Consider the following 25,782-nt stretch of genomic DNA (forward strand, 5'->3'; position numbering starts at 1 on the left):
ACTCAGGAAATCAGTTGGTATTAAGAGTCAGCGGGGCAGGCATGTTGCTGCGCCCGGGAATGGTCAGGTGGATGCGCCCGGTAGCGACAGGTAGCGCAGGCACTTGCGGCAGATAAAACTGATAGAACTGCGTCACCAGCCGGACGTAGTTGCGCGTCTCGGGATACGGCGGAATTGTATTGCGGTACTTCTGCACCGCGCCTTCGCCGGCGTTGTACGACGCGATCACCAGCGCCTGCTGGTTCGGGAACAGCGCACTCAGTTCGCGCAGGTAGCGTGCGGCCAGGCGCACGTTGGTGGTCGGGTCGGTCAATTTTTGCTGGATGCTTTTTCTGGCATCGCCGACCAGTCCGTAACGCTCGGCGGTGGCGGGCATGATCTGCATCAGGCCGATCGCGCCCTTCGGTGAAATCGCAGCCGGATTGAAGCCCGATTCGGCCGCCATCATCGCCTTCATCAGGGCCAGGTCGACCTTGAATTCGGCGGCAGCGGCCGCCAGCACCGCTTCGAATTTTTTCAGGTTCGGATGTTCGGTGAGTACCTTGAACAACGGTGTGCGCAACGCTTCCGGCGCGGCCGGTGTCAGCTGCGACGAATCGAACACGCCATCGCCCTTGATGAACAACTGATAGCGCTCGTCGAGGGCTTCGGTCGAAAAGTGCGTGTCGCCTTGCGCATCGACGTAGCCGTACACATCGGCGCGGGCGGCCGATGACAGCAGGCAGGTCGCCAACAGGATGACCTTGAACGTCACGTCAAATATCGGCTTCAGCTTCATTGCCGTGCTCTTCGATCCAGGCCCGTCGCGCGGCGGCTTCGCCTTTGCCCATCAGCATATTGAAGCGCTCTTCCGACGAGACCAGGTCGAACTCGCCGAACGCCACCGGCAGCAGGCGTCGGGTGTCGGGATTCATCGTGGTTTCCCACAACTGCTCGGCATTCATTTCACCGAGACCCTTGAAGCGCGAGATGCTCCAGGCACCTTCCTTGACGCCGTCCTTGCGCAGCTTGTCTTCGATCGCGACCAGTTCGCCGCTGTCGAGCGCATAGATTTTTTGCGCCGGCTTCTTGCCGCGTGCCGGTGCATCGACCCGGAACAGCGGCGGACGGGCGATGCAGATGTGGCCGTGATCGATCAGTTTCGGGAAGTGTTTGAAGAACAGCGTCAGCAGCAGGACCTGGATGTGCGAGCCGTCGACGTCGGCGTCCGACAGGATGCAGATGCGGCCGTAGCGCAGGTTGCTCAGGTCAGGCGTGTCGTTCTTGCCGTGCGGGTCGACGCCGATGGCCACCGCGATATCGTGGATTTCATTGTTCGCAAAGAGCCGGTCGCGCTCGGTTTCCCAGGCGTTCAGGACCTTGCCGCGCAAGGGCAGGATGGCCTGGAATTCCTTGTCGCGGCCCATCTTGGCCGAGCCGCCGGCCGAGTCGCCCTCGACCAGAAAAATCTCGTTGCGCTTGATGTCGTTCGATTCGCAATCGGTCAATTTGCCGGGCAATACCGCCACGCCGGACGACTTTTTCTTTTCGACTTTCTGGGACGAGCGCAGTCGGGATTGCGCCTGCTTGATGACCAGGTCGGCCAGCTTCTTGCCGTATTCGACATGCTCGCTGAGCCACAATTCGAGCGACGGCCGCACGAAGGTAGAGACCAGTTTGACCGCATCGCGCGAGTTCAGGCGCTCCTTGATCTGGCCCTGGAATTGCGGGTCGAGCACCTTGGCCGACAGCACGAACGAGACCCGTGCGAAGACATCTTCGGACAATAATTTCACACCCTTGGGCAGCAGCGAGTGCATCTCGGCGAAGCTTTTCACCGCACCAAACAAACCTTCGCGCAAGCCCGATTCATGGGTGCCGCCGGCCGAGGTCGGGATCAGGTTGACATACGATTCGCGCACCACGCCACCGTCTTCGGTCCACGCCACGACCCATGCCGCGCCTTCGCCTTCGGCAAATCCCTCGGCATCCTTGCCTGCATATTGCTCGCCTTCGAACAGCGGAATCAGCGGGTCCGAACTGGTCGCTTGCGCCAGGCATTCGACCAGATAACCGCGCAAGCCCTGCTCGTATTGCCAGGTCTGCGATTCGCCGGTCTTGCCATTGACCAGCGTGACTTTCACGCCCGGCAGCAGCACCGCTTTCGAGCGCAGCAAGCGCTGCAGTTCGGATTGCGAGATGGCCGGGGAATCGAAGTATTTGGGGTCCGGCCAGGCAGTGACGCGGGTGCCGGATTTTTTGTCGTCGCGGGTGATCGCACGGGTGCTGATTTTTTCAATCAGGTCGCCACTGGCAAAAGCCAGGCTATGCACGCCGCCTTCGCGCCAGACCGTAATTTCCAATCGTGTCGACAGCGCATTCGTGACCGACACGCCGACGCCATGCAAGCCACCGGAAAACGCATACGCGCCGCCGCTGCCCTTGTCGAACTTGCCGCCGGCATGCAGGCGCGTGAAGACGATCTCGACGGTCGGCACGCCTTCTTCCGGATGGATGCCGACCGGGATACCGCGCCCGTCGTCATCGACGGTGACGCTGCCATCGGCATTCTGGGTGACGGTGATGTGCTTGCAATAGCCGCCGAGCGCTTCATCGGAGGCGTTGTCGATGACTTCCTGGATGATGTGCAGCGGGTTCTCGGTGCGGGTGTACATGCCGGGACGCTGCTTGACCGGTTCGAGTCCTTTCAGGACACGGATCGATGATTCGCTGTAATCGGAGGGGGCAGTTTTCTTTGTGGCCATTCAGGTTGGTGCTCTAGTGACGGTATTGCTGGTGGGCGGGTGTGTTTGTGCAGTGCATTCTAATGGGGTTTGCGGGGGCGGGGGATTTGGCGAGGGGAAAAAGAGTGGGGGCGGTGCGACGGTAAGACGTTGAAAGGGTTCAAGCCAGGCGGTATTTTTTATGACTTGGCAGCTTGAATCTCTTGCCGCGTTGGTATTGGCGACGGTCGGCGGTGCGCTCGGTGCAATGTCCTTTGGTTATTGCACCCTGCGCGAGAGGCCGTGGCTATTGTCGTGATGATGCAGCCGGATTCTCCAAAATCGTAGGGTGCAATAACCGCAGGGCATTGCACCGGCTGAGTTCGCAGTATTGGCACCGGGCTGAGGTGCATTTGGTGCAATGCCCGTTGGTTATTGCACCCTTGTATTATGGTTTTGAAGTTGTCTTAGTTTTGAAGTTGTCTTAGTTTTGAAGTTGTCTTAGTTTTGAAGTTATGCCGGCGCGGCACTGCCGGGATAAAGCTGTAGCAGTTCTTGAGGGGCACCTCAAGATCGAGTGGCTGGATGCCGTTTGCACCCTTTGGCTTCGCGCCAGTGTCGTAGATTTTTGCAGCAGTCGCTCACCTCCACATGAAGATCGGACAGTATCTTTGGCCCGGCTTGCCGGTAGCCCGCATTCACAAGGTAGATCACGAGAGGATGTTGTATGCACAAATATCATTTGGGAATCGATGTCGCAAAAGCCAAACTTGATTGCGCCCTGCGCATGCCTGATGGCAAATACAGAAACAAAGTCGTTGCCAATACGCCCGCCGGTTATACGACGTTGAGCCTATGGCTCAACAAGCACGGCGCAACGCTGCCTCATGTGTGTATGGAAGCCACCGGGGTCTACTGGGAAGCCGTCGCAGAGTATCTGGCTAGCCAGAACATGGTCGTCAGCGTCATCAATCCTGCTCAAATCAAGGCGTTTGGCACCTCCCGCATGGTGCGCACCAAGACCGATCGCGTCGATGCGCAGCTAATTGCGGCATTCTGCGTCGAACGTTGCCCCGACGCCTGGCAAGCGCCATCACCCGCCGAACAGGCCTTGCGCGCCATGGTGTTGCGCCTCGACGCGCTGCAGAACATGCGCACCCAGGAGAGCAACCGGCTTGACGTAGCACGCGACGCGGTACAAGACGGCATCGCCGGGCATATCACCTGGCTTGATACCGAGATCAAGAAACTTAGTGCCATGATCAAGAATCATATGAACGACGATCCTGACCTCAAGGACAAGCAGGCTCTGCTTGATAGTATTCCGGGCTTGGGCGAACGTACCATTGCTGTTCTGCTGGCCTTTTATGCCGACACCCAACGCTTTGATAACGCCAGAAAGGCGGTCGCGTTTGCTGGCCTTGATCCGCGCCAGCACGAGTCCGGCAGCAGCGTCAAAGCCAAGCCCCGCATGTCCAAAGTCGGCCATTCCTTTTTGCGCAAGGCGCTTTACATGCCAGCAATGGTGACCTTGTACAAAACAGCATGGGGCAAATCCTTTCGCGCGCGCTTAGCCGCTTCCGGAAAACCGCCCATGCTCATTATTGGCGCCATGATGCGAAAACTTGTTCATGTCGTCTTCGGTGTCCTCAAATCAGGAAAATCTTTCGATCCTGCGCTGCATGGCAGTTGACCGGCATAACAGTATCTACGGGCTGAATACATGTTGTGCTCTACAAATTGGAAACGGGGTATTGACGCTGTTTAATCCTCACTTGCTCAACAAGCGCATCCCCCGCTCCAGCCCTTCTATCGTCACCGGAAACATCCGGTTATTCATCAACTGCTTGATCACCGCGATCGATTGCCGGTACTGCCACAGGCCCTCCGGCTCTGGATTGAGCCAGATGAATTTCGGGAAGGCGTGCGTGAAGCGCTGTAGCCATTCGGCACCGGCTTCTTCGTTGTTGTATTCGACCGAGCCGCCGGCTTGCAGGATTTCATAGGGACTCATCGTCGCGTCGCCGACGAAGATCAGCTTGGTGTCGGCCGGGTATTTGCGCAGGATGTCCCAGGTCGGGAACCGCTCGGCGTGGCGGCGCCGGTTGTTCTTCCACAGGTAATCGTAGACGCAGTTGTGGAAGTAAAAAAACTCCATGTTCTTGAACTCGGTCTTCGATGCCGAAAAAAGTTCTTCGGTGCGGGCGATGTGGTCGTCCATCGTGCCGCCGACGTCCAGCAGCATCAGCACCTTGATCTTGTTCTTGCGCTCGGGCTGCATCTTGATGTCGAGGTAGCCGGCATTGTTGGCGGTGGCGCGGATGGTGGCGTCGAGCGCGAGTTCTTCTTCGGCGCCTTCGCGGGCGAACTTGCGCAGGCGGCGCAAGGCGACCTTGATGTTACGCGTGCCGAGTTCGCGTTCGGCATCGTAGTCGCGGTAGCTGCGCGCTTCCCAGACTTTGACCGCAGTGCGGTTGCCACCTTCGCCACCGATGCGGATGCCTTCGGGATTGGTGCCGCCGTGGCCGAACGGCGAAGTGCCGCCAGTGCCTATCCATTTGCTGCCGCCTTCGTGACGTTCCTTCTGCTCAGCCAGCAAATCCTTGAGCCGGTCCATCAGTTTGTCGTAGCCGAATTTTTCGAGTGCCACTTTTTGCTCGTCGGTCAGTTCGCGCTGCATGCGCTTGACCAGCCAGTCGAGCGGGATCTGCGGGTTCTTGTCGAAGATCGCATCAATGCCTTTGAAGTACAGGCCGAAGGCGCGGTCGAACTTGTCGAAGTGGGCTTCATCCTTGACCAGCGTGATGCGCGACAAATAATAAAACTCGTCGAGCGAATTGCTGATTACGTTCTTTTGCATCGCTTCGAGCAGGATCAGGAATTCCTTGATCGAGACCGGAATTTTTGCATCCTTGAGCGTGAAGAAAAAATCGATCAGCATCGTTTGCCTCGCTGTGCCAGCTTGTAGGTCAGGTGCGCGTTGATCTCGGGCCACTCGCCGGCGACGATGCTGAACATCACCGTGTCGCGCACGGTACCGTCGCGGCGCAGCGCGTGATGGCGGATCACGCCGTCGCGTTTTGCACCGAGCCGGGCGATGGCGTCTTGCGACACCAGATTGAAATTGTCCGCTCGAAAACCGACCACGCCACAGCCGAGCACTTCGAACGCATGGCGCAGCAACAGCCATTTGCAGGTGGTGTTGACGTGGGTGCGCTGCCAGGTCCTGGCGTACCAGGTGTGGCCGATTTCGACGCGGCCCAGAGCGGGTACGATATCGTGAAAACTGGTGGTGCCGATGACTTCGTTGCTGGCGATATCGCGTACCACGAAGGGCAGGCGAGTGCGGTCGTTGAGTGCGGTGGCTATGTACGCTGCTTCATCGCCGGGAGCGGGTGCCGAGGTCACGCGCAAGGTCCAGAGTTCGCCATCGGCCGCCGCTGCGGCAAGTGCCGGCGCGTGTTCGGATGCCATGGGTTCGAGGCGTACGCCGTGCAATTCCAGCGTGACGGGAGCGATCGGGATCATCTGATTACGCTCAGCGATTGGTGCGCGACATGAACACCAGTCGCTCGAACAGATGCACGTCCTGCTCGTTTTTCAGCAGCGCGCCGTGCAGCGGCGGCACGATGGATTTGGCGTCCTTGCTGCGCAGTGCTTCCGGCGGAATATCTTCGGCCAGCAGCAATTTGAGCCAGTCGAGCAGCTCGGAGGTCGATGGTTTTTTCTTCAGGCCGGGCACGTCGCGTACTTCATAAAATGTCTGCAGCGCTTGCGCCAGCAAGTCTTTTTTCAGGGTCGGGTAATGGACATCGACGATCTGCTGCATCGTGTCCTTGTCCGGGAATTTGATGTAGTGGAAAAAGCAGCGGCGCAGGAAGGCGTCCGGCAATTCTTTCTCGTTGTTGGACGTGATGATGACCAGCGGCCGGTGCTTCGCCTTGACCATCTCGCGCGTTTCGTAGACATAGAATTCCATGCGGTCCAGTTCGCGCAGCAGGTCATTCGGGAATTCGATGTCGGCCTTGTCGATTTCATCGATCAGCAGCACGACCTGTTCGTCGGCCGTGAAGGCTTGCCACAGCACGCCTTTGACGATGTAGTTGGCGATGTCCTTGATGCGCTCGTCGCCGAGTTGCGAATCCCGCAGGCGCGAGACGGCGTCGTATTCGTACAGGCCCTGCTGCGCCTTGGTGGTCGACTTGATGTGCCATTGCAGCAGCGGCATGCCGAGCGCGGCAGCGACTTCTTCGGCCAGCATGGTCTTGCCGGTGCCGGGTTCGCCCTTGATCAGCAAGGGCCGCTGCAAGGTGAGGGCGGCGTTGACGGCGAGTTTCAGGTCGCCGGTGGCAACGTAACTGTCGGAACCTTCGAAGCGGGTGACTGGCGGCATGGTGGGTGGTCCGTTGAAAAATGGAAAAACGAGTATAAGCGAGAAAGTTGACACTAAGTTGGCAGCAAGTGGAGTCCAACTGCCAGCCAGTCAGCGCGATTGCGCGAGTTTGTTACGTGGACTGGGCGAAGTTCTTGCGGTAGAATTCGCGGGTTTTGGTGCCGGGCGGCACGGATGTCCCGGGCTTGGAAGAGCGTTTGGATCATCCCAATCCAGTCTGCGCTCCACGTTTTTTTCGCATTAACTACCTTAGCTGACATGAAAAAACTACTTGCACTTCTCGTGCTGGCCGGATTGGCCAACTACGCTGCCGCAGCCGAGCTGGTTGGCGATGCCAAAGCCGCTGAAAACAAGATCGCACAATGCGTCGGCTGTCATGGCATTTCAGGTTACAAGGCTTCTTTTCCTGAGGTGTATTCAGTGCCGATGATAGGCGGGCAATCTGCCAAGTACATCGAGAGCGCGCTGCACGCCTACAAGAAAGGCGAGCGCACCCATCCATCAATGCGCGGTATCGCTACCAGCCTGAGCGAGCAGGACATCGTCGATGTCGCTGCCTACTACTCGCAAAAAAAATAACGGGGACCCACAGATGAATAAATTTTTCGCCGGCGCGGTCTTCGCGCTCTGCACTACAGCTGCGTTCAATGTGGCGGCGGCTGGTAATGTCGACAATGGCAAGGCACTGACTGCCAAGTACAATTGCGCCGCTTGTCATGGCGCTGACTACAACAGCCCGATCGATCCGACTTATCCGAAACTGGCGGGCCAGCATGCTGACTACCTGGCGCATGCGCTGTTGGCGTACAAGCGCGGTGGCGAAGGCCTCAATGGTCGCGGCAATGCGATCATGGGCGGGATGGCCAAGCCTTTGTCGACCAAAGACATGGCCGATATCGCGGCCTATCTGCATAGTTTGCCGGGTTCGCTGGTGATGGTGAAACAGTAACCTCGCCTTCGGGTCGATAAAAAAGCCACGACGCGTCGTGGTTTTTTTACGCCTGTCGATTCAGCAGCGTCGTCGTACGCTCTCGATGTAGGCCACGCCGTCCGGCGGCAAGCCGCTGCGCTGCGCGGTCCACATCATCTCTCCCAGACATTCCATGATCTGGTGATGTGCTTCGTGTTCGGAGTCGAGCTTGCGTGCCAGCGTTAGGAATGCCGCGCGGATACCGGGCGGCTGATCGATCGAGACCTGCTCGGCGATCGACAGGTGCATCGACAAATGCAGGAAGGGATTGCTTTGTCCGCGTTCAACTGAATAGTCGGCTGCCAGCGCACTGTCGAGGTCGTCCAGCGAATTTGCATATTCCGGATGCTGTGCAATCCAGTCGCGTGCAATCGCTTCGAGCGGACTGAGGATGGCACCGCTGTGATGCTTGTCGTAGGTGGTACAAAAAAAGCGTCGTACATCATCTTGCGAAGGTGTGAACATGGTGATGGTGCCGGGAAGAAAAGGGCGATTGTACGGGGGATAAGGCTGGCACGTGACCGGCTCGCTTCGATTACCATGTGCGCCAGTTCAACCATTACCGGAGTCTTCCATGATCGATCAAGCCGCCCTCGCTACCTTGTTTTCCGATGCCCGCAGCCACAACGGCTGGCTTGACCAGCCGGTCAGCCAGGCTCAGTTGCAGCAACTGTACGACCTCATGAAATGGGCCCCGACCTCGGCCAATTGCGAACCGGCGCGCATCGTCTTCGTGCAATCGGACGACGCCCGCGCCAAGCTGGCCGGCTGCATGGCCGCGGGCAATGCCGACAAGGTCAAGGCAGCGCCGGTGACGGCGATCATCGGCATGGACATGGCGTTTCTCGACAAGCTGCCGCAATTGTTCCCGCATGCCGACGCGCGCTCCTGGTTTGCCGGCAATCAGCCGCTGATCGAGGCGACGGCGTTTCGTAATTCATCGCTGCAAGGTGCTTACTTCATGCTGGCGGCGCGGGCGATTGGCCTGGATGTCGGGCCGATGTCGGGCTTCGATGCCGCCAAGCTCGATGCGGCATTTTTCAGCGGTACGACGGTCAAGGTCAATTTTGTCTGTAGCATCGGTCATGGTGATGCCAGCAAACTGTTCGCCCGTTCGCCGCGGCTGTCGTTCGAGGACGCCTGCTCGGTAGTTTGATCAGACGGCTTTGGCCGGGACCGGTGTCTTGTCCCGGTAATCGCACAGGTCCGCAATCATGCAGTTCCAGCATTGCGGACTGCGCGCCATGCAGGTGTAGCGGCCATGCAGAATCATCCAGTGATGGGCGTCCTGCAGGAACTCGCGCGGCACGAATTTCATCAGCTTGTGCTCGACCACATCGACATCCTTGCCGGGTGCCAGGCCGGTGCGATTACCGAGCCGGAAAATATGCGTGTCGACCGCTATGGTCGGCTCGCCGAACGCGGTATTGAGCACCACATTGGCGGTCTTGCGACCGACGCCGGGCAGCGCTTCGAGGCCGGCGCGGTCACGCGGTATCTGACCGCCATGTTCGGTCAGGATCAGCCGACAGGTTTCTATCGTGTTCTTTGCCTTGTTGCGATAAAGCCCGATGGTCTGGATGTACGGGATCAGCCCGTCGACACCCAGCGCGTAAATGGCGGCCGGCGTGCTGGCCATCGGAAAGAGCTTGCGGGTGGCCTTGTTGACGGCGACGTCGGTGGCCTGCGCCGACAGCAGTACGGCAATCAGCAATTCGAACGGTGTGCTGTAGGCCAGTTCGGTGGCCGGATTCGGATTGGCGGCTTGCCAGCGCTCAAAAATGAGGCGGCGCTTTTCGGCGTTCATCGGGCTTCTCCGGCATCGGTTTCTCGCTTGATCCTGGCCCGTTCGATGGCTGCCTGAATGATCGCTTTCTTGCGATCGCGTTCGGCACTGTCGGCCGCCGACAGGGTCGGCGCGCTTTCGACTTCCTTGAGTTTGGCAGCGGCTTTGGCGAGCAGGCGGGCATCGTTGTCGCGGCGCTCGCGCAGCAAGCGCGCGGCACGGAAATCATGCCGTGCGCGTGCCTCGCCGGCCTGTTGCTCAGTCCATGCCTGCCAGCCGGTCGTGGTGGTGACTGCGACCATCGCAATGCAATCGACGGGGCAAGGCGCCACGCATAAATCGCAGCCGGTACACAGGTCGGGCAGGATGGTGTGCATCTGTTTTGGCGCACCGAGGATGGCATCGACCGGGCAGGCCTGGATGCACAGCGTGCAGCCGATGCACAGTGCTTCGTCGATGATGGCGACCGGACGTGGTCGCTCGATGCCATGGACCGGATTGAGCGCAATGACCGGGCGATCCAGCAGGCTGGCCAGCCGGACAATGCCTTCCTGTCCCCCGGGCGGGCACTGGTTGATGCCGGCACTGCCATCGGCGATGGCCTCGGCATAGGGACGGCAGCCGGCATAGCCGCACTTCGTGCATTGGGTTTGAGGCAGGGCATCTTCGATGCGATCGGCGAGGGATTTCATGACGGGGTGCGACACGGCAGCAATCGGGTTTTCAAAGACCGCATTATCCTGCATATCGGGCCGCGCCGACTCCGGCTGTCACAAATGAAAAAGCCGTTCGACCCGGGGGGTGAACGGCTTCGCAGTCGGACGGTATGAAATCAGGAATGCGCCTTGATGAACGCGCCCACTTTCGGGCAGATCAGTTCACGCCAGCGACGTCCGGCAAAAATGCCGTAATGACCGCAACCTTCGGCGATGTAGTCTTCCTGCATGTCGGCCGGGATGCCACTGCACAGCGTGTGCGCAGCCTGGGTTTGGCCGGCACCGGAGATGTCATCGAGCTCGCCTTCGACAGTCAGCAGTGCCACTGTCTTGATGTCTTGCGGGCGGACCAGTTTGCCGCCTACTTCCCATGTACCCAATGGCAGATTGAAATCTTGAAACACGGTCTTGATGGTTTCAAGGTAGTACTCGGACGGCATGTCGAGCACGGCATTGTATTCATCGTAAAACTTGCGATGCTCTTCGGCCGAGGCGTCATCGCCCTTGCGCAGTTGCATGTAGAACTCCCAATGACTTTGCGCGTGGCGATCCGGGTTCATGGCGACAAAACCCGCATGCTGCAGAAAGCCCGGATAGACCTTGCGGCCGGCACCGGGATAATTCGCTGGCACCGTGTAGATCACGGTATTTTCGAACCACGAGAACGGTTTTTTGGTCGCGAGGTTGTTGACTTCGGTCGGCGATTTGCGCGGATCGATCGGGCCACCCATCATCGTCATGGTTTTTGGCAGCATCGGATCTTTGGCCGTTGCCATCAGCGAAATGGCGGCCAGTACCGGTACGGTCGGCTGACACACCGAAATTACATGCACGTCCGGCCCGAGCTGGCGGATGAAATCCTGGACATAGTAAATGTAGTCATGCAGATGGAATGCACCGGCGGCCAGGGGAACCATACGCGCATCGGTCCAGTCGGTAATGTAGACGTCATGCTCCGGCAATAACGCCTTGACGGTATCGCGCAACAAGGTCGAATGGTGACCGGACAGCGGCGCGACCAGCAGCACTTTCGGCTGGTTCAGCGCAGTGCGCTCGGCGACGGTCAGGTTCTTGGCGAAATGGACCAGCGTACAGAATGGCTTGACGGTGGAGGGCGCTTCGAGGATGCCAACGTCTTCGCCGTTGATGGTTGTCGATTTCAGGCCGAATTGCGGTTTTTCGTAATCTTTGCCAAGGCGGAACATCAGTTCGTAACCTGCAGCGATGCGCTGCGAAAACGGTGTGTGTGCCAATGGCGAAACAGGATTGGTGAACAGTTTTGCCGACGCTTCAGCCCACTGGATCAGGGGGCTCATTAAGCTGCGGTTCATTTCATGAAAGTGGTAGAGCATGATGGCCTCGTCGGTGATTGCCGTGCGTCGATCGGGTCGAACTCACGTTGTTGCACTGCATCTTAGACCAGATCATTCAGGATGTAATCTGGGTAATTCGGTAATTTTTTCCATGAACCAAGAGTGACGGAAGTGTTTTTCAGCGCCTTATAATAGAACGCGCTGGCCGTCATCATTGCCAATATTTTTCTTTTTGAGACAATTCCACCCGGTCGTGAACATCGACGATAACGATTTCGCACCAGATAAAGCCAAATGGCTGCGGAATTAAAACCGTCTTGTAAGAATTTCCTACTACTTACCTTCATACGTCGTCGCAGTGTACGGCACGCAGAAAGATTGCGTGCAATTCATTGCAATTCATCGCAATTCATGTAAAAAAACACGAGGTCTCCGAAGAGGCATCGTGCTTTTTTGATTGCCCATCAATACAAATTTAGTCGAAGACCGGACTTTCGACACCGAGGATTTTGTGCAGTTTCGGTGATGTCGTCGTGTACTGCATATGGATTTTCTTGTCAGGGAAAATATACGGTGCGGCTCCGAACGCTGCCAGTGCAGCTTCGTGAAAACCCGACAGTATCAGTTTCTTCTTGCCCGGGTAGGTGTTGATATCGCCGACGGCAAAGATACCTGGCACGTTGGTTTCAAACTTTTCAGTCCCCACCTTGATCTGCTTGCGCTCGATGTCCAGGCCCCATTCCGCGATCGGGCCGAGTTTTGGTGACAGACCGAAAAAGACCATCAGATAATCGAGTGGCAAACGACGTGTCACGCCATCGGTACCAGTGACTTTGATACCGCTTAATGTGCCATCGGCAGCCGATTCAAAGCCGGTAACCTGGCCGATGATCAGTTGCATTTCGTAGTTGTCGCACAGTTCGCGCATCTTTGCTACTGATGCCGGGGCGGCACGGAATTCGTCGCGACGATGCAGCAGAATCACGGATTCGGCCTTGCCGACAAAATTCAGTGCCCAGTCGAGCGCCGAGTCGCCACCGCCGCAAATGACAATATTTTTGCCGTCGAAACGAACCGGGTCGCGTACGCGGTAAAACAGCTGCGTGTTGTCAAACTGATCGATGCCTTCGACTTTCAATGTGCGCGGCTGGAACGAACCGACACCGGCGGCGATGAAAATGGTCTTGGTCACGAAGCGCGTACCGGCGGACGTTTCAAGATTGAAGCGGCCGTCTTCGCGTTTCTCTACGAGCGTAACTTCCTGATTCAGATGGAAGGTCGCACCGAAAGGCTCGATCTGCTTGAGCAGGTTGTCGGTCAGTTCCTGGCCGGTACAGACGGGGACCGCCGGAATGTCGTAAATCGGCTTGTCCGGATACAGTTCGACGCATTGGCCGCCGACGGAAGCCAACGAATCAATGACATGTGCCTTGATTTCAAGCAGGCCGAGTTCGAACACCTGAAACAGTCCGACCGGACCTGCACCGATGATGACAGCATCGGTTTCGATAGCCATGTGGGACGTCACGATGGAGGGAGTTGAGGAGGCAATGGCTCCTGATTCAAGAGTGGCGCTGGTAGTCATGCGACGTTGTGCTTCCTGTTTCATTGAACAATAAATTACCGCCAGACAGGTGGCCTGGCGGTGGGTGAGGCTTTGTTAGCGCTTCAGCAGGTGCAATTTTGCTTGCATATCCTTGAATTCGTCGGCTTCAGGCAGTGCTGCCTTGGTCTTCGTAATCGATGGCCAGCCACGCGACAGGTCGATATTCAATTTGATGAATTGCTGCTGATCCGCCGGTACGTCTTCTTCGGCGTAGATGGCATTGACTGGACATTCGGCCACGCACACGGCGCAATCGATGCATTCATCGGGGTCGATCGATAGAAAGTTCGGGCCTTCGCGAAAACAATCCACCGGACATACATCCACGCAATCGGTATAGCGGCACTGGATGCACGATTCGGTCACAACGTGGGTCATAACTATCCTGATTCTGTAAGGGTGAGGCGGGTTGCAGGGCTGTGCGTCACTATTCAGAGTATCGAAGCAGGACGCAGCATGAAAAGGGCAGCCGCAGAGGGGCGTATTTTAAGTCAGTTCGGGTATTCCTACAAATTGAGCTTAGACAGAATGCGTATAAGCAAATTCGGCGGCTTGGATGAGGAGTTTTACGCGGTGTTGATGCGCTGATTACAGCATTTTCAACTGCCTTTGCATCAGATTTTTCCGTGATTGTGAAAGATTGTGATTTTTTTCAAGGTGTTATTAAAGTGCCTATTGTTTTTATTTCTATTGAGATATTATCAACACATCTTAGTGCGCCATGGGTTGTTAGCTTGATTGGTGTTGCTGAAAAGAAATCCCCTAACCTCGTCATCTCTATTTGGAATAATCATGAAATTTAAGTTCGCCGCTGCTACTGTTGCGCTCGTAGCCATATTTGCCTCGCCGGTTGCGTTGGCAGCAGATTACTACTTTGATCTAACTGACCGTACTGGTAGCGGTGACTACACCGGTGGTTTTAGTGTTCTGCACAACGTTGCAGGTGACTTTTCGGATAAGTTAGTGTTCACCTTTAATGCGATGCCTGCTACCTCAGGCATGGTTGATGTATTGACGGCCTCGGCATCCGTTTATAAATTTGGCGGCATTTTTTTGAATGCCCTCACTTATACGAATAATTCGTCGACCTATGGAACCGTAAGTTCGAAGTACTCGAACAGTTTTTTAAAGTTAGATGCTCAATTCTTGGATAACGGTGCGCCGTTCGATGGCACGTTGACATTACTCGCCTCTGGCACAACTTTGCTAGGTGGTGGAACTTATTCGGGAAATATCACCGCAACGCCCGCTTTTGCAAGTCCGCCTGTTTCACCAGTACCGGAGCCAGAAACCTACGCAATGATGCTCGCCGGCCTCGGCCTACTTGGATTCGCTGCGCGTCGCAAAGCAAAAGTAAATCAGGGTTAATGAGTTAGTAGTGTTAATCCTGCCGATGCAGGATCGCAGTCCGAAGAAAAAATGCCTCGCTTTGCGGGGCATTTTTATTGGAAAATTGAAAATCAGAAGTAAATGTAAATCATGGTCGCAAATTGTAAATCGTAGTTGACCGGATTCAGTTTTTAAAATCGAATTTGTTTTGTACGAAGAGTCATATTTTCTTAATCGAATGTTACCAAGAAATTATCCGTGTAATTTCCTCTCCGTATTCCCTCACTAAAATATCGTCAAAAATCTCTTTGTATCTTTTGAGATAGTAAGTGCATCCCTACTTCGCTGATGCAGGAGTGTTGCCCTCATCAGTCGCAGGGGGCAATGCCCTACGGTTATTACCCCCTGCGACTGCCGGACCGCTCCCGGCTTGGTCGTGGCGGAGTACAGACAGTTTCATCAACCGTAATCCCAACGTCCCAACGCGCCGGCGAACAGGTAACCGATCATCCCTCGAGATGTTCGACCGAGTCTTGGCACGTCATTTCTCTCTTTGATAATTCTACGTCTCGTATCCGGTCGGTGAAATTTGTCGCGTTTCCTCCAGTGTCTTCGTCGTCTTCATTCTTTTTTGCAAGAATATCCACCAAGTAATAAATATTTTATTTGTAGTGAAATCCTGGAATAAAGTTTTCCATTAGTAATGCTAATAAGCAGCTATCGGTTTAATTTCGATAAAATTACTGCAGTAAAGAAACAGTCGATTAGGCAATAGTTCTTCATATAAATATATTTCAAAAGTAATAAAATGCTTGAAAGGATTATTTATGTAGGCGCTTGTGAATTTATTTGTAGGAATCAAGGAAGAGGTATGTAGGAGTTATAAAAAATCAAGTAGGTAAATAAGTGAATAGTTACTAAACCCGATTTTTATCAACACATTATCAAAATAACCACATATTTTTTTAATCCCTGCGATAAGATCCTCATTAGTTTCTGGTTCAAGCGTAGTCGTTTTATTGATATGTCTGATTAGAAATATTTCAGCATGTTAATTGCTTATTGATGTTGCTATTAACTGGTCACTTTCTTCCACCTACTTATAATCGAGATACTCATGAAACTTCAATACGCCGTCGCCGCATTAGCACTTTCATCTGCATTTGCCATGCCAGTTGCCTTCGCAGATACCGCTCCTATACAAACCGTTGCGCTTTCTGTTGACACCATGTCGGGAGATTTGTCGTCAGATTTCGGCGGTATTCATTCCGGGACATCGGTTTTTAACGATGTGTTCAATTTCACGCCGGTACTGGACTCCGGTTTCGCGTCAACACTGGTCAGCTCGTTCACGATGGCTGGTAGCGGGATTACTTTTAATTCAGCAACTCTGAATGGATACAATCTGGTCGCGCTTACGCCACTGAGCCCATCCACTGGGTTCACCATTTACAATCTTGTGTTAGGTGCGCAGCAGTTCACAGGTCCCTTGCAACTGCTGGTGAGTGGCAACTCATTTGGTAGCATCAGCAGCTACAGCGGAACAATCTCGGTATCAGCCGGCTCTCCCATCCCTTCCCCTGTCCCCGAGCCAGAGACCTATGCAATGATGCTGGCCGGCCTCGGTCTGCTTGGTTTCGCGGCGCGTCGCAAGGCGAAGTCCATTCAGGGCTGATGCGCCACCTGGTTCGGATGCCGCGATCGCGGCACCGGGCTGACACCAATGAAAATGCCTCGCCTAGCGAGGCATTTTCATTGGTGCGCCGTGCCTCTGGGCTAGAATGCAGGCCTCCCGGTAACAGGTATCCTGCCCCGCCATTTCCGGATCACTCCTTTCACGATTGCCCGCCATGACCAAGAAAAAAATCCTGATCGCCCGTGCGATATTCCCCGACATCCTTGCCGGGCTGGAGCAACAGTTCGATGTCGAGTCCAACCAGGCTGACACTATTTTTTCGCCGGCAGTCTTGCTTGAAAAAGTCCGTGGCAAGGACGCCGTGATGGTGACGGCGAGCGAGCAAATCAGCGCCGCGCTGGTCGCCGCCGCGTCGCCGCAACTCAAAGCGATCTGCAATATCGCTGTCGGCTACAACAACATTGCGCTCGACGCCGCCACGCAAGCCGGCATCCTGATCACCAACACGCCTGATGTCCTCAATGAAACCACCGCCGACTTTGGCTGGGCATTGCTGATGGCAACGGCGCGACGGATCACCGAATCCGAGCACTGGCTGCGTGCCGGTCACTGGAAAAAATGGAGCTACGATGGCTTCCTCGGTGCCGATCTGCATGGCAGTACGCTGGGGATCATCGGCATGGGCCGCATCGGGCAGGCAATTGCACGGCGGTCCATGGGTTTTGACATGAAAGTGGTTTATCACAACCGTTCGCGCCTGGCCCCGGAACTGGAAGCGCGTGCCAACGAGGCCGTATATCTCAGCAAGGAAGATGTGCTGCGCCAGGCCGACCATGTGGTACTCGTACTGCCGTATTCGGCAGCGACCCACCACACGATCGCGGCAGCCGAGCTGGCACTGATGAAGCCATCGGCCGTTCTGGTCAATATTGCGCGGGGCGGGATCGTCGATGATGCGGCACTGATTGCGGCCTTGCGCGAGCAGCGCATCGCCGGTGCCGGCCTTGATGTGTTCGAAGCTGAGCCGGCATTCAATCCGGAATTCCTGGCGTTATCGAACGTGGTGCTGACGCCGCATATTGCCAGTGCCTCGGCACCGACGCGCCGTGCGATGACCCATTGCGCCGCAGACAACCTGATCGCCGCCTTGGCTGGCCAGTTGCCGCCGAATTGCCTGAACCCGCAAGTGCACACGAAAGGATAAGGCGATGGCCGATATCAGCATTACCCAGCAACATCAACTGACACGGGACAGCGCCATTGCTGCCGCACAAACCGTGGCAGACAAAATGGCCGCCGATTACGACGTCGCAAGTGTGTGGGAGGGCGATGTGTTGTCGTTCACGCGCAGCGGCGTGGCGGGCACGCTGGCCATCGACGTGCATGAAGCCCGGCTCGATATTACGCTGGGCTTTCTGCTGAAATCATTTGCCCCGATGATCCAGGAAAAAGTCACCCGCAACATGGCAAAGGTGTTTGCCAGTCCGGGTTGAATGATCAGTTCTTGAGCCCGGCAATCAGGTCGATGTACTGCTGCATCGCGTCGTCCTGGCTAATCCCCTTCAACGCATCCCAGGCATCCCATTTGGCACGGCCGACCATATCGGTAAAGCCGGGACGGTCGCCATCGGTATCGCCTTTGCTGGCTTTCTTGTAGAGCGCGTACATTTTCAGCATCGTCATATTGTCAGGACGGTCGTCGAGATTTTTCGAGTCGGCGAGCGCCTGCTCGAACTGGCTTTGTAGTGTCATGGTGTGTTCCCGATAGAGATCATCGAAATAGTCAATTGACCAGCAGGCCGGCGGTGCCCTTGACGGCACTGCCGGCCACGCTGACTGCCGCCGAGCCGACGGTCACGCCGACACCGACGACCGTGCCGGCCACCGATACGGCTGCCGCTCCCACGGTCATGACGGCACAACCGCCAAGTGACAGCAGCATCAGGGCTGCAACAAGGCGGCTGATCATGCGCGTCAGAGACCGAGCAATTCCACGTCAAATATCAGCGTGGCACCAGGCGGAATCACGCCGGCCGCACCGCGCTGACCGTAGCCGAGCGCTGCCGGAATGACCAGACGGCGCTGACCGCCAACCTGCATCCCTTGCACGCCTTCATCCCAGCCGCGAATGACCTGGCCGCCGCCCAGCGGAAACTGGAATGGCTGTCCGCGGTCCCGGCTGGAGTCGAACTTCTTGCCGGTGCTGCCGTCCGGATTTTGCAGCCAGCCGGTGTAATGCACATTGACCTTGCTGCCAGACTTGGCGACGGCACCGGTGCCAAGCTTGACATCCTTGTACTGCAGCCCGGACGGCGTCGTCACCATCGCTTTGGCATCGACCGGAGCGACCGCATCCGCGGCAATACCGGCACCTGCCATCAAGCTCAGCAGCGCCGCAGCACACACATGTTTGAGGAAAGGTTTCATGCCTGGCCTTAGACGCCGAGCAGTTCGACGTCAAAAATCAGCGTGGCATTGGGCGGAATTGCACCACCTGCACCGCGTGCGCCGTAGCCGAGCGAGGCAGGAATCACCAGCGTACGGGCGCCGCCAACCTTCATGCCTTGCACGCCTTCGTCCCAGCCTTTGATCACATGACCGGCGCCGAGCGGGAAGTTGAATGGATCGTTGCGATCCTTGCTGGAATCGAATTTGCTACCGGCAGTGCCGTCGGGTTTTTGCAGCCAGCCGGTGTAATGGACGCTGACGTGATCGCCTGCTTTGGCTTCTTCGCCGGTGCCAACCTGGGTATCTTCGTATTGCAGGCCTGAGGCCAACATGGTGAGGGACATGATTTTTTTCCTGGAATGAGTGAGTGGGCGGGTAAAAACGCGTGACGATTGTAGCAGGCCGTACCGGTGCAGCGCCGGATGCAGGATGAAACACATGACTGCTACCAGTGCCTTGGCCGAAGCGGTAAAATGCGGATCGTTCCAACCCTCTTCAAGTGGTATTCATGCTTCGTCATTTAGGTAGTGCTTGCGCGGTCCTGGTCGCGCTGTGGAGTGCAGCGCCAGTTCACGCCACCGTCGTGGTGGTTCTTAATTCTCGTGATGCAACGGTAAGCCTGATTGATCAGGACACTTTCAAGGTCACCGATACCTTTTCGGTGGGCAAGGAACCACATCATCTGATGGCGACGCCCGATAACAAATCGCTGATCGTGGCCAGTGCCGCCGGCGATGAGCTGGTCTTCCTGGATCCCGCCACCGGAGAGATCCAGCGCCGCGTCAAGAATATCGCTGACCCGTACCAGATTGGTTTTTCTCCGGATCAGAAATGGTTTGTCGCCAATGCGCTGCGGCTCGATCGCGTCGACATTTATCGCTATGACGGCAAGGACATGACGTTGGCCAAGCGTGTGCCGCTGCCCAAGCTGCCCAGTCATATGGCCTTCACCGCTGACAGCAGCACCGTGTTCATTACCCAGCAAGGTAGCGACGAGATCAGCGCGATTGATCTGGCCACCCAGACCATCAAATGGACTATGCCGGTTGGCAAGCTGCCCGCCGGTATCACGCTCACTCCCGATGACAAATATCTGATGGTGGGCATCATGGGTAGCGACGTGGTGGAAGTCATCGACTGGCGCACGCAAAAGGTCGTCAAGCGCATCAAGGCCGGTGCCGGAACGCACAATTTCCATCCGAAGAGCGATGGTCGCCACATGTTTGTCTCGAACCGGGTGTCGAACACGATCAATCTGATCGACATGAAGACGCTCGAAAACGTCGGCACCATCAACGTTCCCGGCGGACCGGATTGCATGGAGCTGACCGCCGATGGCAAGACCCTGTGGGTCACGCTGCGCTGGATCAAGAAAGTGGCCGTGATCGACGTCGCCAGCCGCAAGGTCATCAAGCTGATTCCGGTCGGTCGTTCGCCGCATGGCGTGTATTTCATCAACCGTGCAGCCAGCTGACCAACGTGGACAAGCGCGCATGACCATGATGACTTTTCCTGCCGGCCCGATGCGACTGGCGTGCCTGTTGCTGGCATGGACTGTCGCCGGCAATGTGGCAGTTGCGGCGCCCGCCGCTTGCAAGGGCACCATTTACCTGACCTTCGACACGGGCAGCCAGTCGCAAGCCACGCTGATCGCCGACACGCTGCGGCGGCACCATGCCAAAGCGACGTTCTTTCTGGCCAACGAAAAAACCGTCAACGGCGACTTCTCGCTGGACCCGTCGTGGGCTCCGTACTGGAAAGCGCTGGTCGCCGAAGGCCATGCCTTCGGCACGCATACCTTTGACCATGTGTATGTCCAGCGCGATCTGCCCGATGGCAGGATCGAAATGAAACCGCAATTTGGCGCCCAGGCAGGCAAGAAAGTCGCCTGGACCAGCCAGCAGGTTTGCGATGAACTCAAGCGGGTAGCAACGCGCTTTCATGCGCTGACCGGTGCCACGCTCGACCCGCTGTGGCGCGCGCCCGGCGGCAAGCTGACACCGCAGTTGCGGGCCGCCGGCGCAGCCTGCGGCTATGCCCATGTCGGCTGGGCACCGGCCGGTTTTTCCGGTGATGAATTGCCGAGCCAGACCTGGTCGAATGCGAAGCTATTGCAAAAAACACTGGCCGGCCTGAAGGACGGCGATATCGTCATGGCGCACCTCGGCATCTGGTCGCGCAAAGACCCGTGGGCACCGGCCGTGCTCGAACCCCTGCTGAGCGGGCTGGAGCAAAAAGGTTTTTGCTTTGCGACCTTGCGCGACCATCCTGATTACCGGCAGCACATTGCGGAGCAACGTCGATGATTGCGTTCCTGGTCGATCTGTTCGGACAAGTTCAAGGCTGGTTGTTCCAGAGCGTGATCGAGCCCTTCATTTACCTGACCGGCCTCGGCGAATTTACCGAGCAAGCCTTCGAAGGCACCGAATGGCTGCTCATCGGCGTGTGCGAAATCATCTTGCTGTTCGTCCTGTTGCGACCGCTCGAAGCACTATTGCCGGCGCAGGTGATCACCGACAAGCGGGCGCGCCGCATCGATTTTCTGTACACCGCCATCCATCGCCTCGGCGCGTTTACGGTCGCGGTGTTCTTCGTGCTTGATCCGCTGATCGATCACCTGACCGGCGCGCTGCATCTCGAAGGCGTGCGTCCGTTTAATCTCGACGACCTCTGGCCCGGTGTGACCGATCTGCCGCTGGTGACCTTCCTGCTGTACCTGTTCGTGCTGGACTTTTTCGATTACTGGTATCACCGCGGCTCGCACCAGATCAACTGGTGGTGGGGGCTGCACGGCCTGCATCACAGCCAGCAGGACATGAACCTGTGGAGCGACAACCGCAACCACCTGCTCGATGATTTCATGCGCGATATTTACATGGCCGTCATTGCGCTGGCCATTGGCGTGCCGCCCGGTCAATACGTGTTGCTGGTGGCGGCATCGCGCATCCTGCAAAGCCTGCAGCATGCCAACGTCAAGCTGTATTTCGGCTGGCTCGGCGAACGGCTGCTGGTGTCGCCGCGCTACCACCGCGTCCATCATGGCATCGGTATCGGCCACGAGAGCTACGGCAAAGGCTCGCTGGGCGGCCATAATTTTGCCGTGCTGTTCCCGCTCTGGGACATCGTTTTCCGGACCGCGAACTTCAGCGAGAGCTTCGGTCCTACCGGCATCCGCGATCAGCTTCCAGCGCCGCTCGGCAGCGGCCGCGACTATGGCCGCGGCTTCTGGGCGCAGCAATGGCTGGGCCTCAAGCGCATGACCGGCTTCGACAAGCACCGCTCCTGATGTCGCCTGTACTCGCTGCTTTTTTTCGCGCGGTCTGGTCGCAACTGCATGCGCGCATGCTGCTGCTGACATTGATGCCGTTCCTGTTGTCGGTGCTGATCTGGGGTGTCGTGCTGTGGCTCGGTTTCCAGCCGCTGATCGACTGGATCCATGGCTGGTTTCTTGATAACGATGGCTTTCGCATCGTCGGTGACGTGCTTGGCTGGTTCGGTCTGGGCGCGATCAAGGCGGTCATCGTGCCGCTGCTGGCGATGTGGGTGTTGCTGCCGCTGATGATACTGACTGCGCTGGTATTCATCGGTACGCTAGCCATGCCGGCCATCGTCAGGCATGTTGCCAGCCGGCGTTTTCCAACGCTCGAACAGCGCGGTAGCGGTTCCCTCCTCGGCAGTCTCTGGATTGCCTTCACGTCCTTCGTCATCTTCCTGCTGCTGTGGCTGGTCACGCTGCCGTTGTCGGCGCTGCCACCGCTGGGATTTCTGGTGCAGCCGCTGTTGTGGGGCTGGCTGACCTATCGGGTACTGGCGTACGATGCGCTCTCGGTGCATGCGGACACCCTTGAGTTGCACGCCATCTTGCGCCAGCATAAATGGCCGTTGCTGGTGATAGGCGCGATTGCCGGCGCGCTCGGCGCGATGCCTACCTTGCTCTGGCTGGGCGGCGCGCTGTCGGTGGTGTTCTTTCCGCTGCTGGCGGCGCTGTCGATCTGGCTGTACGTGCTGGTGTTCATCTTTACCGGACTCTGGTTCGAGCATTACTGCCTGGCGGCGCTGACGCGATACCGCCTCGCCAATCCCCCAACAAATTCCCAACCGGACTGACACCATGGCCATCGGACTCATCATCATCGGCGACGAAATCCTTTCCGGAAAACGCGCCGACAAGCATTTCCCCAAAGTCGTCGCCTTGCTCGCGGCGCGTGGCCTGCAACTCGGCTGGGCTGAATACGTCGGCGACGAGCGCGCCCGCATCACCGCCACGCTGGCCCGCACGATGGCCACCGGCGACATCGTGTTCTCATGCGGCGGTATCGGCGCGACACCGGATGACCACACGCGCCAATGCGCGGCGGCTGCCTTCGGTACGCCGCTGGTGCAGCATCCGGAAGCCAAGGCCTTGATCGAAGGCCGGATGATCGAGATGGCACGCGAAAGCGGCACCGAACTCAAGCTGTCTGCGCCGGAAAATCTGCATCGGCTGCATATGGGCGAATTCCCGGCGGGTTCGTCCATCATCCCGAACCCGTTCAACAAGATCCCCGGTTTTTCATTGCTGACCGGCGATGGCGGCGCGCATTATTTCGTGCCGGGTTTTCCGGTAATGGCGTGGCCGATGATCGAATGGGTACTCGATACCCACTACAGCCACCTGTTCCATCAAGTGCCGCGCCTCGAAAAAGCCGCGCTGGTGTATGGCTCGATGGAGTCGACGTTGACGCCGCTGATGGAGCAGATTGAAGCGCAATATCCGCTGGTGAAAGTGTTCAGCTTGCCCAGCGTCGGCGATGCCGAAACGCGGCGGCATATCGAGCTGGGCGTGAAGGGCGAGCCGGCGCAGGCAATCGCCGCCTTCGATCAGATGATGGCAACACTCGACCGGATGGCAGTCGAGTATGTTTTGCTCACGATTCCATCAAGCCTTCCCGCCGGATAAATTCAATCACCTTCTCGACCCCATCGCCGCTGCGTAAATTGGTGAACACGAACGGCCGTTCGCCACGCATGCGTTTGGCGTCGGTGGCCATCACGTCGAGGCTGGCGCCGACATACGGTGCGAGGTCGGTCTTGTTGATGATGAGCAAATCCGAGCGTGTGATGCCGGGGCCACCCTTGCGCGGGATTTTCTCGCCGCCGGCAACATCGATGACGTAGATCGTCAGGTCGGACAATTCCGGGCTGAAAGTGGCGGCCAGGTTGTCGCCGCCGGATTCGATCAGGATCAGGTCGAGGTCGGGGAATTCGGCGCTCATGCGGGCGATGGCTTCGAGGTTGATCGACGCATCTTCGCGAATCGCAGTGTGCGGGCAGCCGCCGGTTTCGACACCCATCAGCCGTTCTGCCGGCAGCGCATCAGCACGCAGCAGGATCTCCATGTCTTCCTTGGTATAGATGTCATTGGTGATGACGGCCATGTCGTACTGGTCGCGCATGCGTTTGCACAGCAGTTCGCACAACGCCGTTTTGCCGGAGCCGACCGGGCCGCCGATGCCGACGCGTAGAGGATTGGAAGTTGTCATGGTCAATTCAAGGTAGGTTGATAGGACATCGGTAGTGGCGACGGTGATTGGTGCATTTGGTGCAATGCCCTTCGGTTATTGCACCCTACGCGATGGTTTGAAAATGGTTCTCCGTCGTTGGTGCAAACGGATGAACGGGTAATGTCACGCTCAAGACCGGTACAACCGGCTGTACTGCACCTCATGCCGCATCGACAATAAGGACAAGCCCGGCGACCAGCTCGACATATCCTCGTCGGCAAGCGTGCTGGCGACCGAAGCAGCCAGCGCCAGCTCCGGCTGCAACGACAACAGCAAACGCTGTCCCGCCACTTGCCCGAGCGGCACCGACTTCACGCACACCAGCACCTGGTTCTCGGCCCACGAAAACAGCATCCCGAGCAGCGCCGCCGCCGCCGGCACTTTCAGCGCGACTGCCGCATACGCATACGCCGTTGGCAGCGGTATCTCCGCTTGCGCCTGCAACAGCGCCAGCAAGCCGCCGTCATCGATCTGCAAATCGGTCATCAGCTTGCCCAGCGAATAGCCCATCTGGATCGTCTCGGCACGGAACTCGGCGGTGTCGCGCGCCGCAATGAATTGCTCGGTCCAGCTCGCGACGGCGACTTCATCACGCGTAGAAAACGCCTGCAGCAAGCGCCACAGCACCGGTGCTTCGAAACGCGCAACGACCTGATGCAAGGTGTCGACAATCCATGCACGCGCCATTGCGGCATCGGTCACAAGGCCGCTTTCCATCGCCGCTTCCAGCCCCTGCGAATAGCTGTACGCGCCGATCGGCAGCGACGGACTGGCCAGTTGCAGCAAGTGGAGCAGAGCGGTGGCGTGCATCTATTCTGTCGCCTTGTCCGTGACTTGCGCGGGCCGGTGAATGCGCTGGCGCAGTGGAACCGGTGCCAGCAAATTGCCATCGTCCCGATGCGCATGTCCGCCGCCATACGCGCCCGATTCCGGCTCGAACGGTGCCAGCTCCTCGGTCACGTTCGCGCCCAGTCCTTGCAGCATTTCCTTGAGCACCGGATCGGCGCGGATGCGCAAAAAGCCATCGCCGACCTGCGCCTGCGTATGGCGATTGCCGAGATGAAAAGCGCAGCGCAGCAAGTCATGCGCGGTCGGACAATCGATACGGCAGGTCGCTTCGGCAGCTGCCGTAATCCTGACCACGCGACCATCGTCGCCGCGCAGCAAATCACCGTCGCGCAGCACGGTGCCGCGCACGGTGAAGACAGCGACGACTTCGCCGCTGACAAGAGTCGCGCGCAAGCGGCTTTTTTCGCGCAGTTCGAAAGGCAGGACCAGCTCACCATCGATCTGGTCGGCACGGTCAACACGGGAATTCAGAGTCAGCATCAGTAGGGTCG

The 25,782-nt window shown here is 57.4% G+C and carries 31 protein-coding genes; 13 read left to right on the plus strand and 18 right to left on the minus strand.

The genetic code is table 11. The features are described from left to right. Positions 1-10 precede the first annotated feature (10 nt). Entirely contained in the window at positions 11-778 is a 768-nt protein-coding gene (locus RHM62_RS06710) for a lytic transglycosylase domain-containing protein (RefSeq protein ID WP_322124757.1), read from the minus strand. Beyond that, a complete protein-coding gene (locus RHM62_RS06715) occupies positions 756-2,744 on the minus strand; it encodes a DNA topoisomerase IV subunit B (protein ID WP_322124758.1) in 1,989 nt (662 codons plus the stop codon). Before RHM62_RS06715 ends, RHM62_RS06710 begins: the two co-directional genes overlap by 23 nt. A 685-nt stretch (positions 2,745-3,429) precedes the next feature. Here RHM62_RS06715 and RHM62_RS06720 point away from each other — a divergent pair. Next, a complete protein-coding gene (locus RHM62_RS06720; protein ID WP_322124616.1) occupies positions 3,430-4,395 on the plus strand; it encodes an IS110 family transposase in 966 nt (321 codons plus the stop codon). 78 nt (positions 4,396-4,473) lie between these two features. Here the strand turns inward: RHM62_RS06720 and RHM62_RS06725 are convergent, their stop codons facing one another. The 3 genes from RHM62_RS06725 to RHM62_RS06735 are packed head-to-tail and all read right to left on the minus strand — an operon-like array spanning position 4,474 to position 7,095. Further along, entirely contained in the window at positions 4,474-5,643 is a 1,170-nt protein-coding gene (locus RHM62_RS06725; protein ID WP_322124759.1) for a hypothetical protein, read from the minus strand. Further along, entirely contained in the window at positions 5,637-6,230 is a 594-nt protein-coding gene (locus RHM62_RS06730; protein ID WP_322124760.1) for a GNAT family protein, read from the minus strand. The genes RHM62_RS06725 and RHM62_RS06730 overlap by 7 nt, the downstream gene beginning before the upstream one ends. A 10-nt stretch (positions 6,231-6,240) precedes the next feature. Beyond that, complete coding sequence (locus RHM62_RS06735; RefSeq protein ID WP_322124761.1) at positions 6,241-7,095, minus strand: MoxR family ATPase; 855 nt, start codon at positions 7,093-7,095, stop codon at positions 6,241-6,243. A gap of 258 nt (positions 7,096-7,353) precedes the next feature. Between RHM62_RS06735 and RHM62_RS06740 the strand changes: the two genes are divergently transcribed. Together RHM62_RS06740 and RHM62_RS06745 are read left to right on the plus strand one after the other, a co-directional pair. Then, positions 7,354-7,674 (plus strand): cytochrome c, encoded by a 321-nt coding sequence (locus tag RHM62_RS06740; protein WP_322124762.1) that lies wholly within the window; start codon positions 7,354-7,356, stop codon positions 7,672-7,674. A 13-nt stretch (positions 7,675-7,687) separates the two neighbouring features. Continuing rightward, positions 7,688-8,044 (plus strand): cytochrome c, encoded by a 357-nt coding sequence (locus RHM62_RS06745; protein WP_322124763.1) that lies wholly within the window; start codon positions 7,688-7,690, stop codon positions 8,042-8,044. A 60-nt stretch (positions 8,045-8,104) separates the two neighbouring features. On the opposite strand, the gene RHM62_RS06750 is transcribed toward RHM62_RS06745, so the two are convergent. Then, on the minus strand, positions 8,105-8,530 hold the full coding sequence (locus RHM62_RS06750) for a DUF1841 family protein (RefSeq protein WP_322124764.1): 426 nt from the start codon (positions 8,528-8,530) through the stop codon (positions 8,105-8,107). Between the two features lie 109 nt (positions 8,531-8,639). Here RHM62_RS06750 and RHM62_RS06755 point away from each other — a divergent pair, with 109 nt between their 5' ends. After that, on the plus strand, positions 8,640-9,221 hold the full coding sequence (locus tag RHM62_RS06755) for a malonic semialdehyde reductase (protein ID WP_322124765.1): 582 nt from the start codon (positions 8,640-8,642) through the stop codon (positions 9,219-9,221). Here RHM62_RS06755 and nth read toward each other — a convergent pair whose 3' ends face one another. From nth to fdxA, 5 genes are all read right to left on the minus strand, one after another. Then, on the minus strand, positions 9,222-9,872 hold the full coding sequence (gene nth, locus RHM62_RS06760) for an endonuclease III (RefSeq protein WP_322124766.1): 651 nt from the start codon (positions 9,870-9,872) through the stop codon (positions 9,222-9,224). Then, positions 9,869-10,543: an electron transport complex subunit RsxB gene (gene rsxB, locus RHM62_RS06765; RefSeq protein ID WP_322124767.1), complete on the minus strand. Its 675-nt coding sequence runs from the start codon at positions 10,541-10,543 to the stop codon at positions 9,869-9,871. The genes nth and rsxB overlap by 4 nt, the downstream gene beginning before the upstream one ends. Positions 10,544-10,683: 140 nt before the next feature. After that, the gene (locus RHM62_RS06770) at positions 10,684-11,919 is read right to left on the minus strand and encodes a polyhydroxyalkanoate depolymerase (RefSeq protein ID WP_322124768.1); all 1,236 of its coding nucleotides are present in this window, start codon (positions 11,917-11,919) and stop codon (positions 10,684-10,686) included. 436 nt (positions 11,920-12,355) lie between these two features. Next, entirely contained in the window at positions 12,356-13,396 is a 1,041-nt protein-coding gene (locus RHM62_RS06775; protein WP_322125343.1) for an NAD(P)/FAD-dependent oxidoreductase, read from the minus strand. Between the two features lie 144 nt (positions 13,397-13,540). Further along, positions 13,541-13,864 (minus strand): ferredoxin FdxA, encoded by a 324-nt coding sequence (gene fdxA, locus RHM62_RS06780; RefSeq protein WP_009666966.1) that lies wholly within the window; start codon positions 13,862-13,864, stop codon positions 13,541-13,543. Positions 13,865-14,278: 414 nt separating this feature from the next. Between fdxA and RHM62_RS06785 the strand changes: the two genes are divergently transcribed. The 4 genes from RHM62_RS06785 (at position 14,279) to RHM62_RS06800 (ending at position 17,944) form a co-directional block, all read left to right on the plus strand. After that, complete coding sequence (locus tag RHM62_RS06785) at positions 14,279-14,854, plus strand: FxDxF family PEP-CTERM protein (RefSeq protein ID WP_322124769.1); 576 nt, start codon at positions 14,279-14,281, stop codon at positions 14,852-14,854. Between the two features lie 1,078 nt (positions 14,855-15,932). Beyond that, complete coding sequence (locus RHM62_RS06790; protein WP_322124770.1) at positions 15,933-16,490, plus strand: FxDxF family PEP-CTERM protein; 558 nt, start codon at positions 15,933-15,935, stop codon at positions 16,488-16,490. A 175-nt stretch (positions 16,491-16,665) separates the two neighbouring features. Further along, positions 16,666-17,655: a D-glycerate dehydrogenase gene (locus RHM62_RS06795; RefSeq protein ID WP_322124771.1), complete on the plus strand. Its 990-nt coding sequence runs from the start codon at positions 16,666-16,668 to the stop codon at positions 17,653-17,655. Positions 17,656-17,659: 4 nt separating this feature from the next. Beyond that, entirely contained in the window at positions 17,660-17,944 is a 285-nt protein-coding gene (locus RHM62_RS06800) for a polyhydroxyalkanoic acid system family protein (protein ID WP_322124772.1), read from the plus strand. A 4-nt stretch (positions 17,945-17,948) separates the two neighbouring features. Here the strand turns inward: RHM62_RS06800 and RHM62_RS06805 are convergent, their stop codons facing one another. The 4 genes from RHM62_RS06805 to RHM62_RS06820 form a co-directional block, all read right to left on the minus strand. Further along, complete coding sequence (locus RHM62_RS06805) at positions 17,949-18,203, minus strand: acyl-CoA-binding protein (RefSeq protein ID WP_322124773.1); 255 nt, start codon at positions 18,201-18,203, stop codon at positions 17,949-17,951. 31 nt (positions 18,204-18,234) lie between these two features. After that, on the minus strand, positions 18,235-18,420 hold the full coding sequence (locus tag RHM62_RS06810; protein ID WP_322124774.1) for a hypothetical protein: 186 nt from the start codon (positions 18,418-18,420) through the stop codon (positions 18,235-18,237). A gap of 5 nt (positions 18,421-18,425) precedes the next feature. Continuing rightward, positions 18,426-18,776 (minus strand): FKBP-type peptidyl-prolyl cis-trans isomerase, encoded by a 351-nt coding sequence (locus tag RHM62_RS06815; protein WP_322125344.1) that lies wholly within the window; start codon positions 18,774-18,776, stop codon positions 18,426-18,428. A 110-nt stretch (positions 18,777-18,886) separates the two neighbouring features. After that, positions 18,887-19,243, minus strand: coding sequence for an FKBP-type peptidyl-prolyl cis-trans isomerase (locus RHM62_RS06820; RefSeq protein WP_322124775.1), 357 nt, complete (start codon positions 19,241-19,243; stop codon positions 18,887-18,889). 164 nt (positions 19,244-19,407) lie between these two features. Here RHM62_RS06820 and RHM62_RS06825 point away from each other — a divergent pair, with 164 nt between their 5' ends. The 5 genes from RHM62_RS06825 to RHM62_RS06845 are packed head-to-tail and all read left to right on the plus strand — an operon-like array spanning position 19,408 to position 23,838. Next, positions 19,408-20,373 carry a cytochrome D1 domain-containing protein gene (locus tag RHM62_RS06825; protein WP_322124776.1) on the plus strand — a complete coding sequence of 322 codons (966 nt, stop codon included), beginning with the start codon at positions 19,408-19,410 and terminating at the stop codon, positions 20,371-20,373. A gap of 19 nt (positions 20,374-20,392) precedes the next feature. Beyond that, positions 20,393-21,205 (plus strand): polysaccharide deacetylase family protein, encoded by an 813-nt coding sequence (locus RHM62_RS06830; protein WP_322124777.1) that lies wholly within the window; start codon positions 20,393-20,395, stop codon positions 21,203-21,205. Further along, a complete protein-coding gene (locus RHM62_RS06835) occupies positions 21,202-22,185 on the plus strand; it encodes a sterol desaturase family protein (protein ID WP_322124778.1) in 984 nt (327 codons plus the stop codon). Before RHM62_RS06830 ends, RHM62_RS06835 begins: the two co-directional genes overlap by 4 nt. Then, a complete protein-coding gene (locus RHM62_RS06840) occupies positions 22,185-23,006 on the plus strand; it encodes an EI24 domain-containing protein (protein ID WP_322124779.1) in 822 nt (273 codons plus the stop codon). The genes RHM62_RS06835 and RHM62_RS06840 overlap by 1 nt, the downstream gene beginning before the upstream one ends. Positions 23,007-23,010: 4 nt before the next feature. After that, positions 23,011-23,838: a competence/damage-inducible protein A gene (locus tag RHM62_RS06845; RefSeq protein ID WP_322124780.1), complete on the plus strand. Its 828-nt coding sequence runs from the start codon at positions 23,011-23,013 to the stop codon at positions 23,836-23,838. On the opposite strand, the gene ureG is transcribed toward RHM62_RS06845, so the two are convergent. The 3 genes from ureG to ureE all read right to left on the minus strand — a co-directional run bounded on the left by ureG (position 23,807) and on the right by ureE (position 25,771). Then, positions 23,807-24,427, minus strand: a complete 621-nt coding sequence (gene ureG / locus RHM62_RS06850; protein ID WP_322124781.1) for an urease accessory protein UreG — start codon at positions 24,425-24,427, stop codon at positions 23,807-23,809. The two genes, RHM62_RS06845 and ureG, sit on opposite strands and share 32 nt — an antisense overlap. Before the next feature lie 144 nt (positions 24,428-24,571). After that, positions 24,572-25,252 (minus strand): urease accessory protein UreF, encoded by a 681-nt coding sequence (locus RHM62_RS06855; protein ID WP_322124782.1) that lies wholly within the window; start codon positions 25,250-25,252, stop codon positions 24,572-24,574. Beyond that, positions 25,253-25,771: an urease accessory protein UreE gene (gene ureE / locus RHM62_RS06860; RefSeq protein ID WP_322124783.1), complete on the minus strand. Its 519-nt coding sequence runs from the start codon at positions 25,769-25,771 to the stop codon at positions 25,253-25,255. Positions 25,772-25,782 lie beyond the last annotated feature (11 nt).

The organism is Actimicrobium sp. CCC2.4 (genome assembly GCF_034347385.1).
Taxonomy (GTDB): domain Bacteria; phylum Pseudomonadota; class Gammaproteobacteria; order Burkholderiales; family Burkholderiaceae_D; genus Actimicrobium.

Excerpts from the sequence above, each read along its gene's own strand:
- RHM62_RS06825 (WP_322124776.1), top strand. The coding sequence starts at position 19,408 with ATGCTTCGTCATTTAGGTAGTGCTTGCGCGGTCCTGGTCGCGCTGTGG.
- fdxA (WP_009666966.1), bottom strand. The coding sequence starts at position 13,864 with ATGACCCACGTTGTGACCGAATCGTGCATCCAGTGCCGCTATACCGAT.
- RHM62_RS06820 (WP_322124775.1), bottom strand. The coding sequence starts at position 19,243 with ATGTCCCTCACCATGTTGGCCTCAGGCCTGCAATACGAAGATACCCAG.
- nth (WP_322124766.1), bottom strand. The coding sequence starts at position 9,872 with ATGAACGCCGAAAAGCGCCGCCTCATTTTTGAGCGCTGGCAAGCCGCC.
- RHM62_RS06770 (WP_322124768.1), bottom strand. The coding sequence starts at position 11,919 with ATGCTCTACCACTTTCATGAAATGAACCGCAGCTTAATGAGCCCCCTG.
- RHM62_RS06755 (WP_322124765.1), top strand. The coding sequence starts at position 8,640 with ATGATCGATCAAGCCGCCCTCGCTACCTTGTTTTCCGATGCCCGCAGC.
- RHM62_RS06750 (WP_322124764.1), bottom strand. The coding sequence starts at position 8,530 with ATGTTCACACCTTCGCAAGATGATGTACGACGCTTTTTTTGTACCACC.
- RHM62_RS06790 (WP_322124770.1), top strand. The coding sequence starts at position 15,933 with ATGAAACTTCAATACGCCGTCGCCGCATTAGCACTTTCATCTGCATTT.
- RHM62_RS06810 (WP_322124774.1), bottom strand. The coding sequence starts at position 18,420 with ATGATCAGCCGCCTTGTTGCAGCCCTGATGCTGCTGTCACTTGGCGGT.
- rsxB (WP_322124767.1), bottom strand. The coding sequence starts at position 10,543 with ATGAAATCCCTCGCCGATCGCATCGAAGATGCCCTGCCTCAAACCCAA.
- RHM62_RS06730 (WP_322124760.1), bottom strand. The coding sequence starts at position 6,230 with ATGATCCCGATCGCTCCCGTCACGCTGGAATTGCACGGCGTACGCCTC.
- RHM62_RS06845 (WP_322124780.1), top strand. The coding sequence starts at position 23,011 with ATGGCCATCGGACTCATCATCATCGGCGACGAAATCCTTTCCGGAAAA.
- RHM62_RS06795 (WP_322124771.1), top strand. The coding sequence starts at position 16,666 with ATGACCAAGAAAAAAATCCTGATCGCCCGTGCGATATTCCCCGACATC.
- RHM62_RS06815 (WP_322125344.1), bottom strand. The coding sequence starts at position 18,776 with ATGGTGACGACGCCGTCCGGGCTGCAGTACAAGGATGTCAAGCTTGGC.
- RHM62_RS06725 (WP_322124759.1), bottom strand. The coding sequence starts at position 5,643 with ATGCTGATCGATTTTTTCTTCACGCTCAAGGATGCAAAAATTCCGGTC.
- RHM62_RS06830 (WP_322124777.1), top strand. The coding sequence starts at position 20,393 with ATGACCATGATGACTTTTCCTGCCGGCCCGATGCGACTGGCGTGCCTG.
- RHM62_RS06745 (WP_322124763.1), top strand. The coding sequence starts at position 7,688 with ATGAATAAATTTTTCGCCGGCGCGGTCTTCGCGCTCTGCACTACAGCT.
- RHM62_RS06735 (WP_322124761.1), bottom strand. The coding sequence starts at position 7,095 with ATGCCGCCAGTCACCCGCTTCGAAGGTTCCGACAGTTACGTTGCCACC.
- RHM62_RS06775 (WP_322125343.1), bottom strand. The coding sequence starts at position 13,396 with ATGGCTATCGAAACCGATGCTGTCATCATCGGTGCAGGTCCGGTCGGA.
- RHM62_RS06800 (WP_322124772.1), top strand. The coding sequence starts at position 17,660 with ATGGCCGATATCAGCATTACCCAGCAACATCAACTGACACGGGACAGC.
- RHM62_RS06715 (WP_322124758.1), bottom strand. The coding sequence starts at position 2,744 with ATGGCCACAAAGAAAACTGCCCCCTCCGATTACAGCGAATCATCGATC.
- ureE (WP_322124783.1), bottom strand. The coding sequence starts at position 25,771 with ATGCTGACTCTGAATTCCCGTGTTGACCGTGCCGACCAGATCGATGGT.
- RHM62_RS06835 (WP_322124778.1), top strand. The coding sequence starts at position 21,202 with ATGATTGCGTTCCTGGTCGATCTGTTCGGACAAGTTCAAGGCTGGTTG.
- RHM62_RS06710 (WP_322124757.1), bottom strand. The coding sequence starts at position 778 with ATGAAGCTGAAGCCGATATTTGACGTGACGTTCAAGGTCATCCTGTTG.
- RHM62_RS06785 (WP_322124769.1), top strand. The coding sequence starts at position 14,279 with ATGAAATTTAAGTTCGCCGCTGCTACTGTTGCGCTCGTAGCCATATTT.
- RHM62_RS06840 (WP_322124779.1), top strand. The coding sequence starts at position 22,185 with ATGTCGCCTGTACTCGCTGCTTTTTTTCGCGCGGTCTGGTCGCAACTG.
- RHM62_RS06740 (WP_322124762.1), top strand. The coding sequence starts at position 7,354 with ATGAAAAAACTACTTGCACTTCTCGTGCTGGCCGGATTGGCCAACTAC.
- RHM62_RS06720 (WP_322124616.1), top strand. The coding sequence starts at position 3,430 with ATGCACAAATATCATTTGGGAATCGATGTCGCAAAAGCCAAACTTGAT.
- RHM62_RS06855 (WP_322124782.1), bottom strand. The coding sequence starts at position 25,252 with ATGCACGCCACCGCTCTGCTCCACTTGCTGCAACTGGCCAGTCCGTCG.
- RHM62_RS06805 (WP_322124773.1), bottom strand. The coding sequence starts at position 18,203 with ATGACACTACAAAGCCAGTTCGAGCAGGCGCTCGCCGACTCGAAAAAT.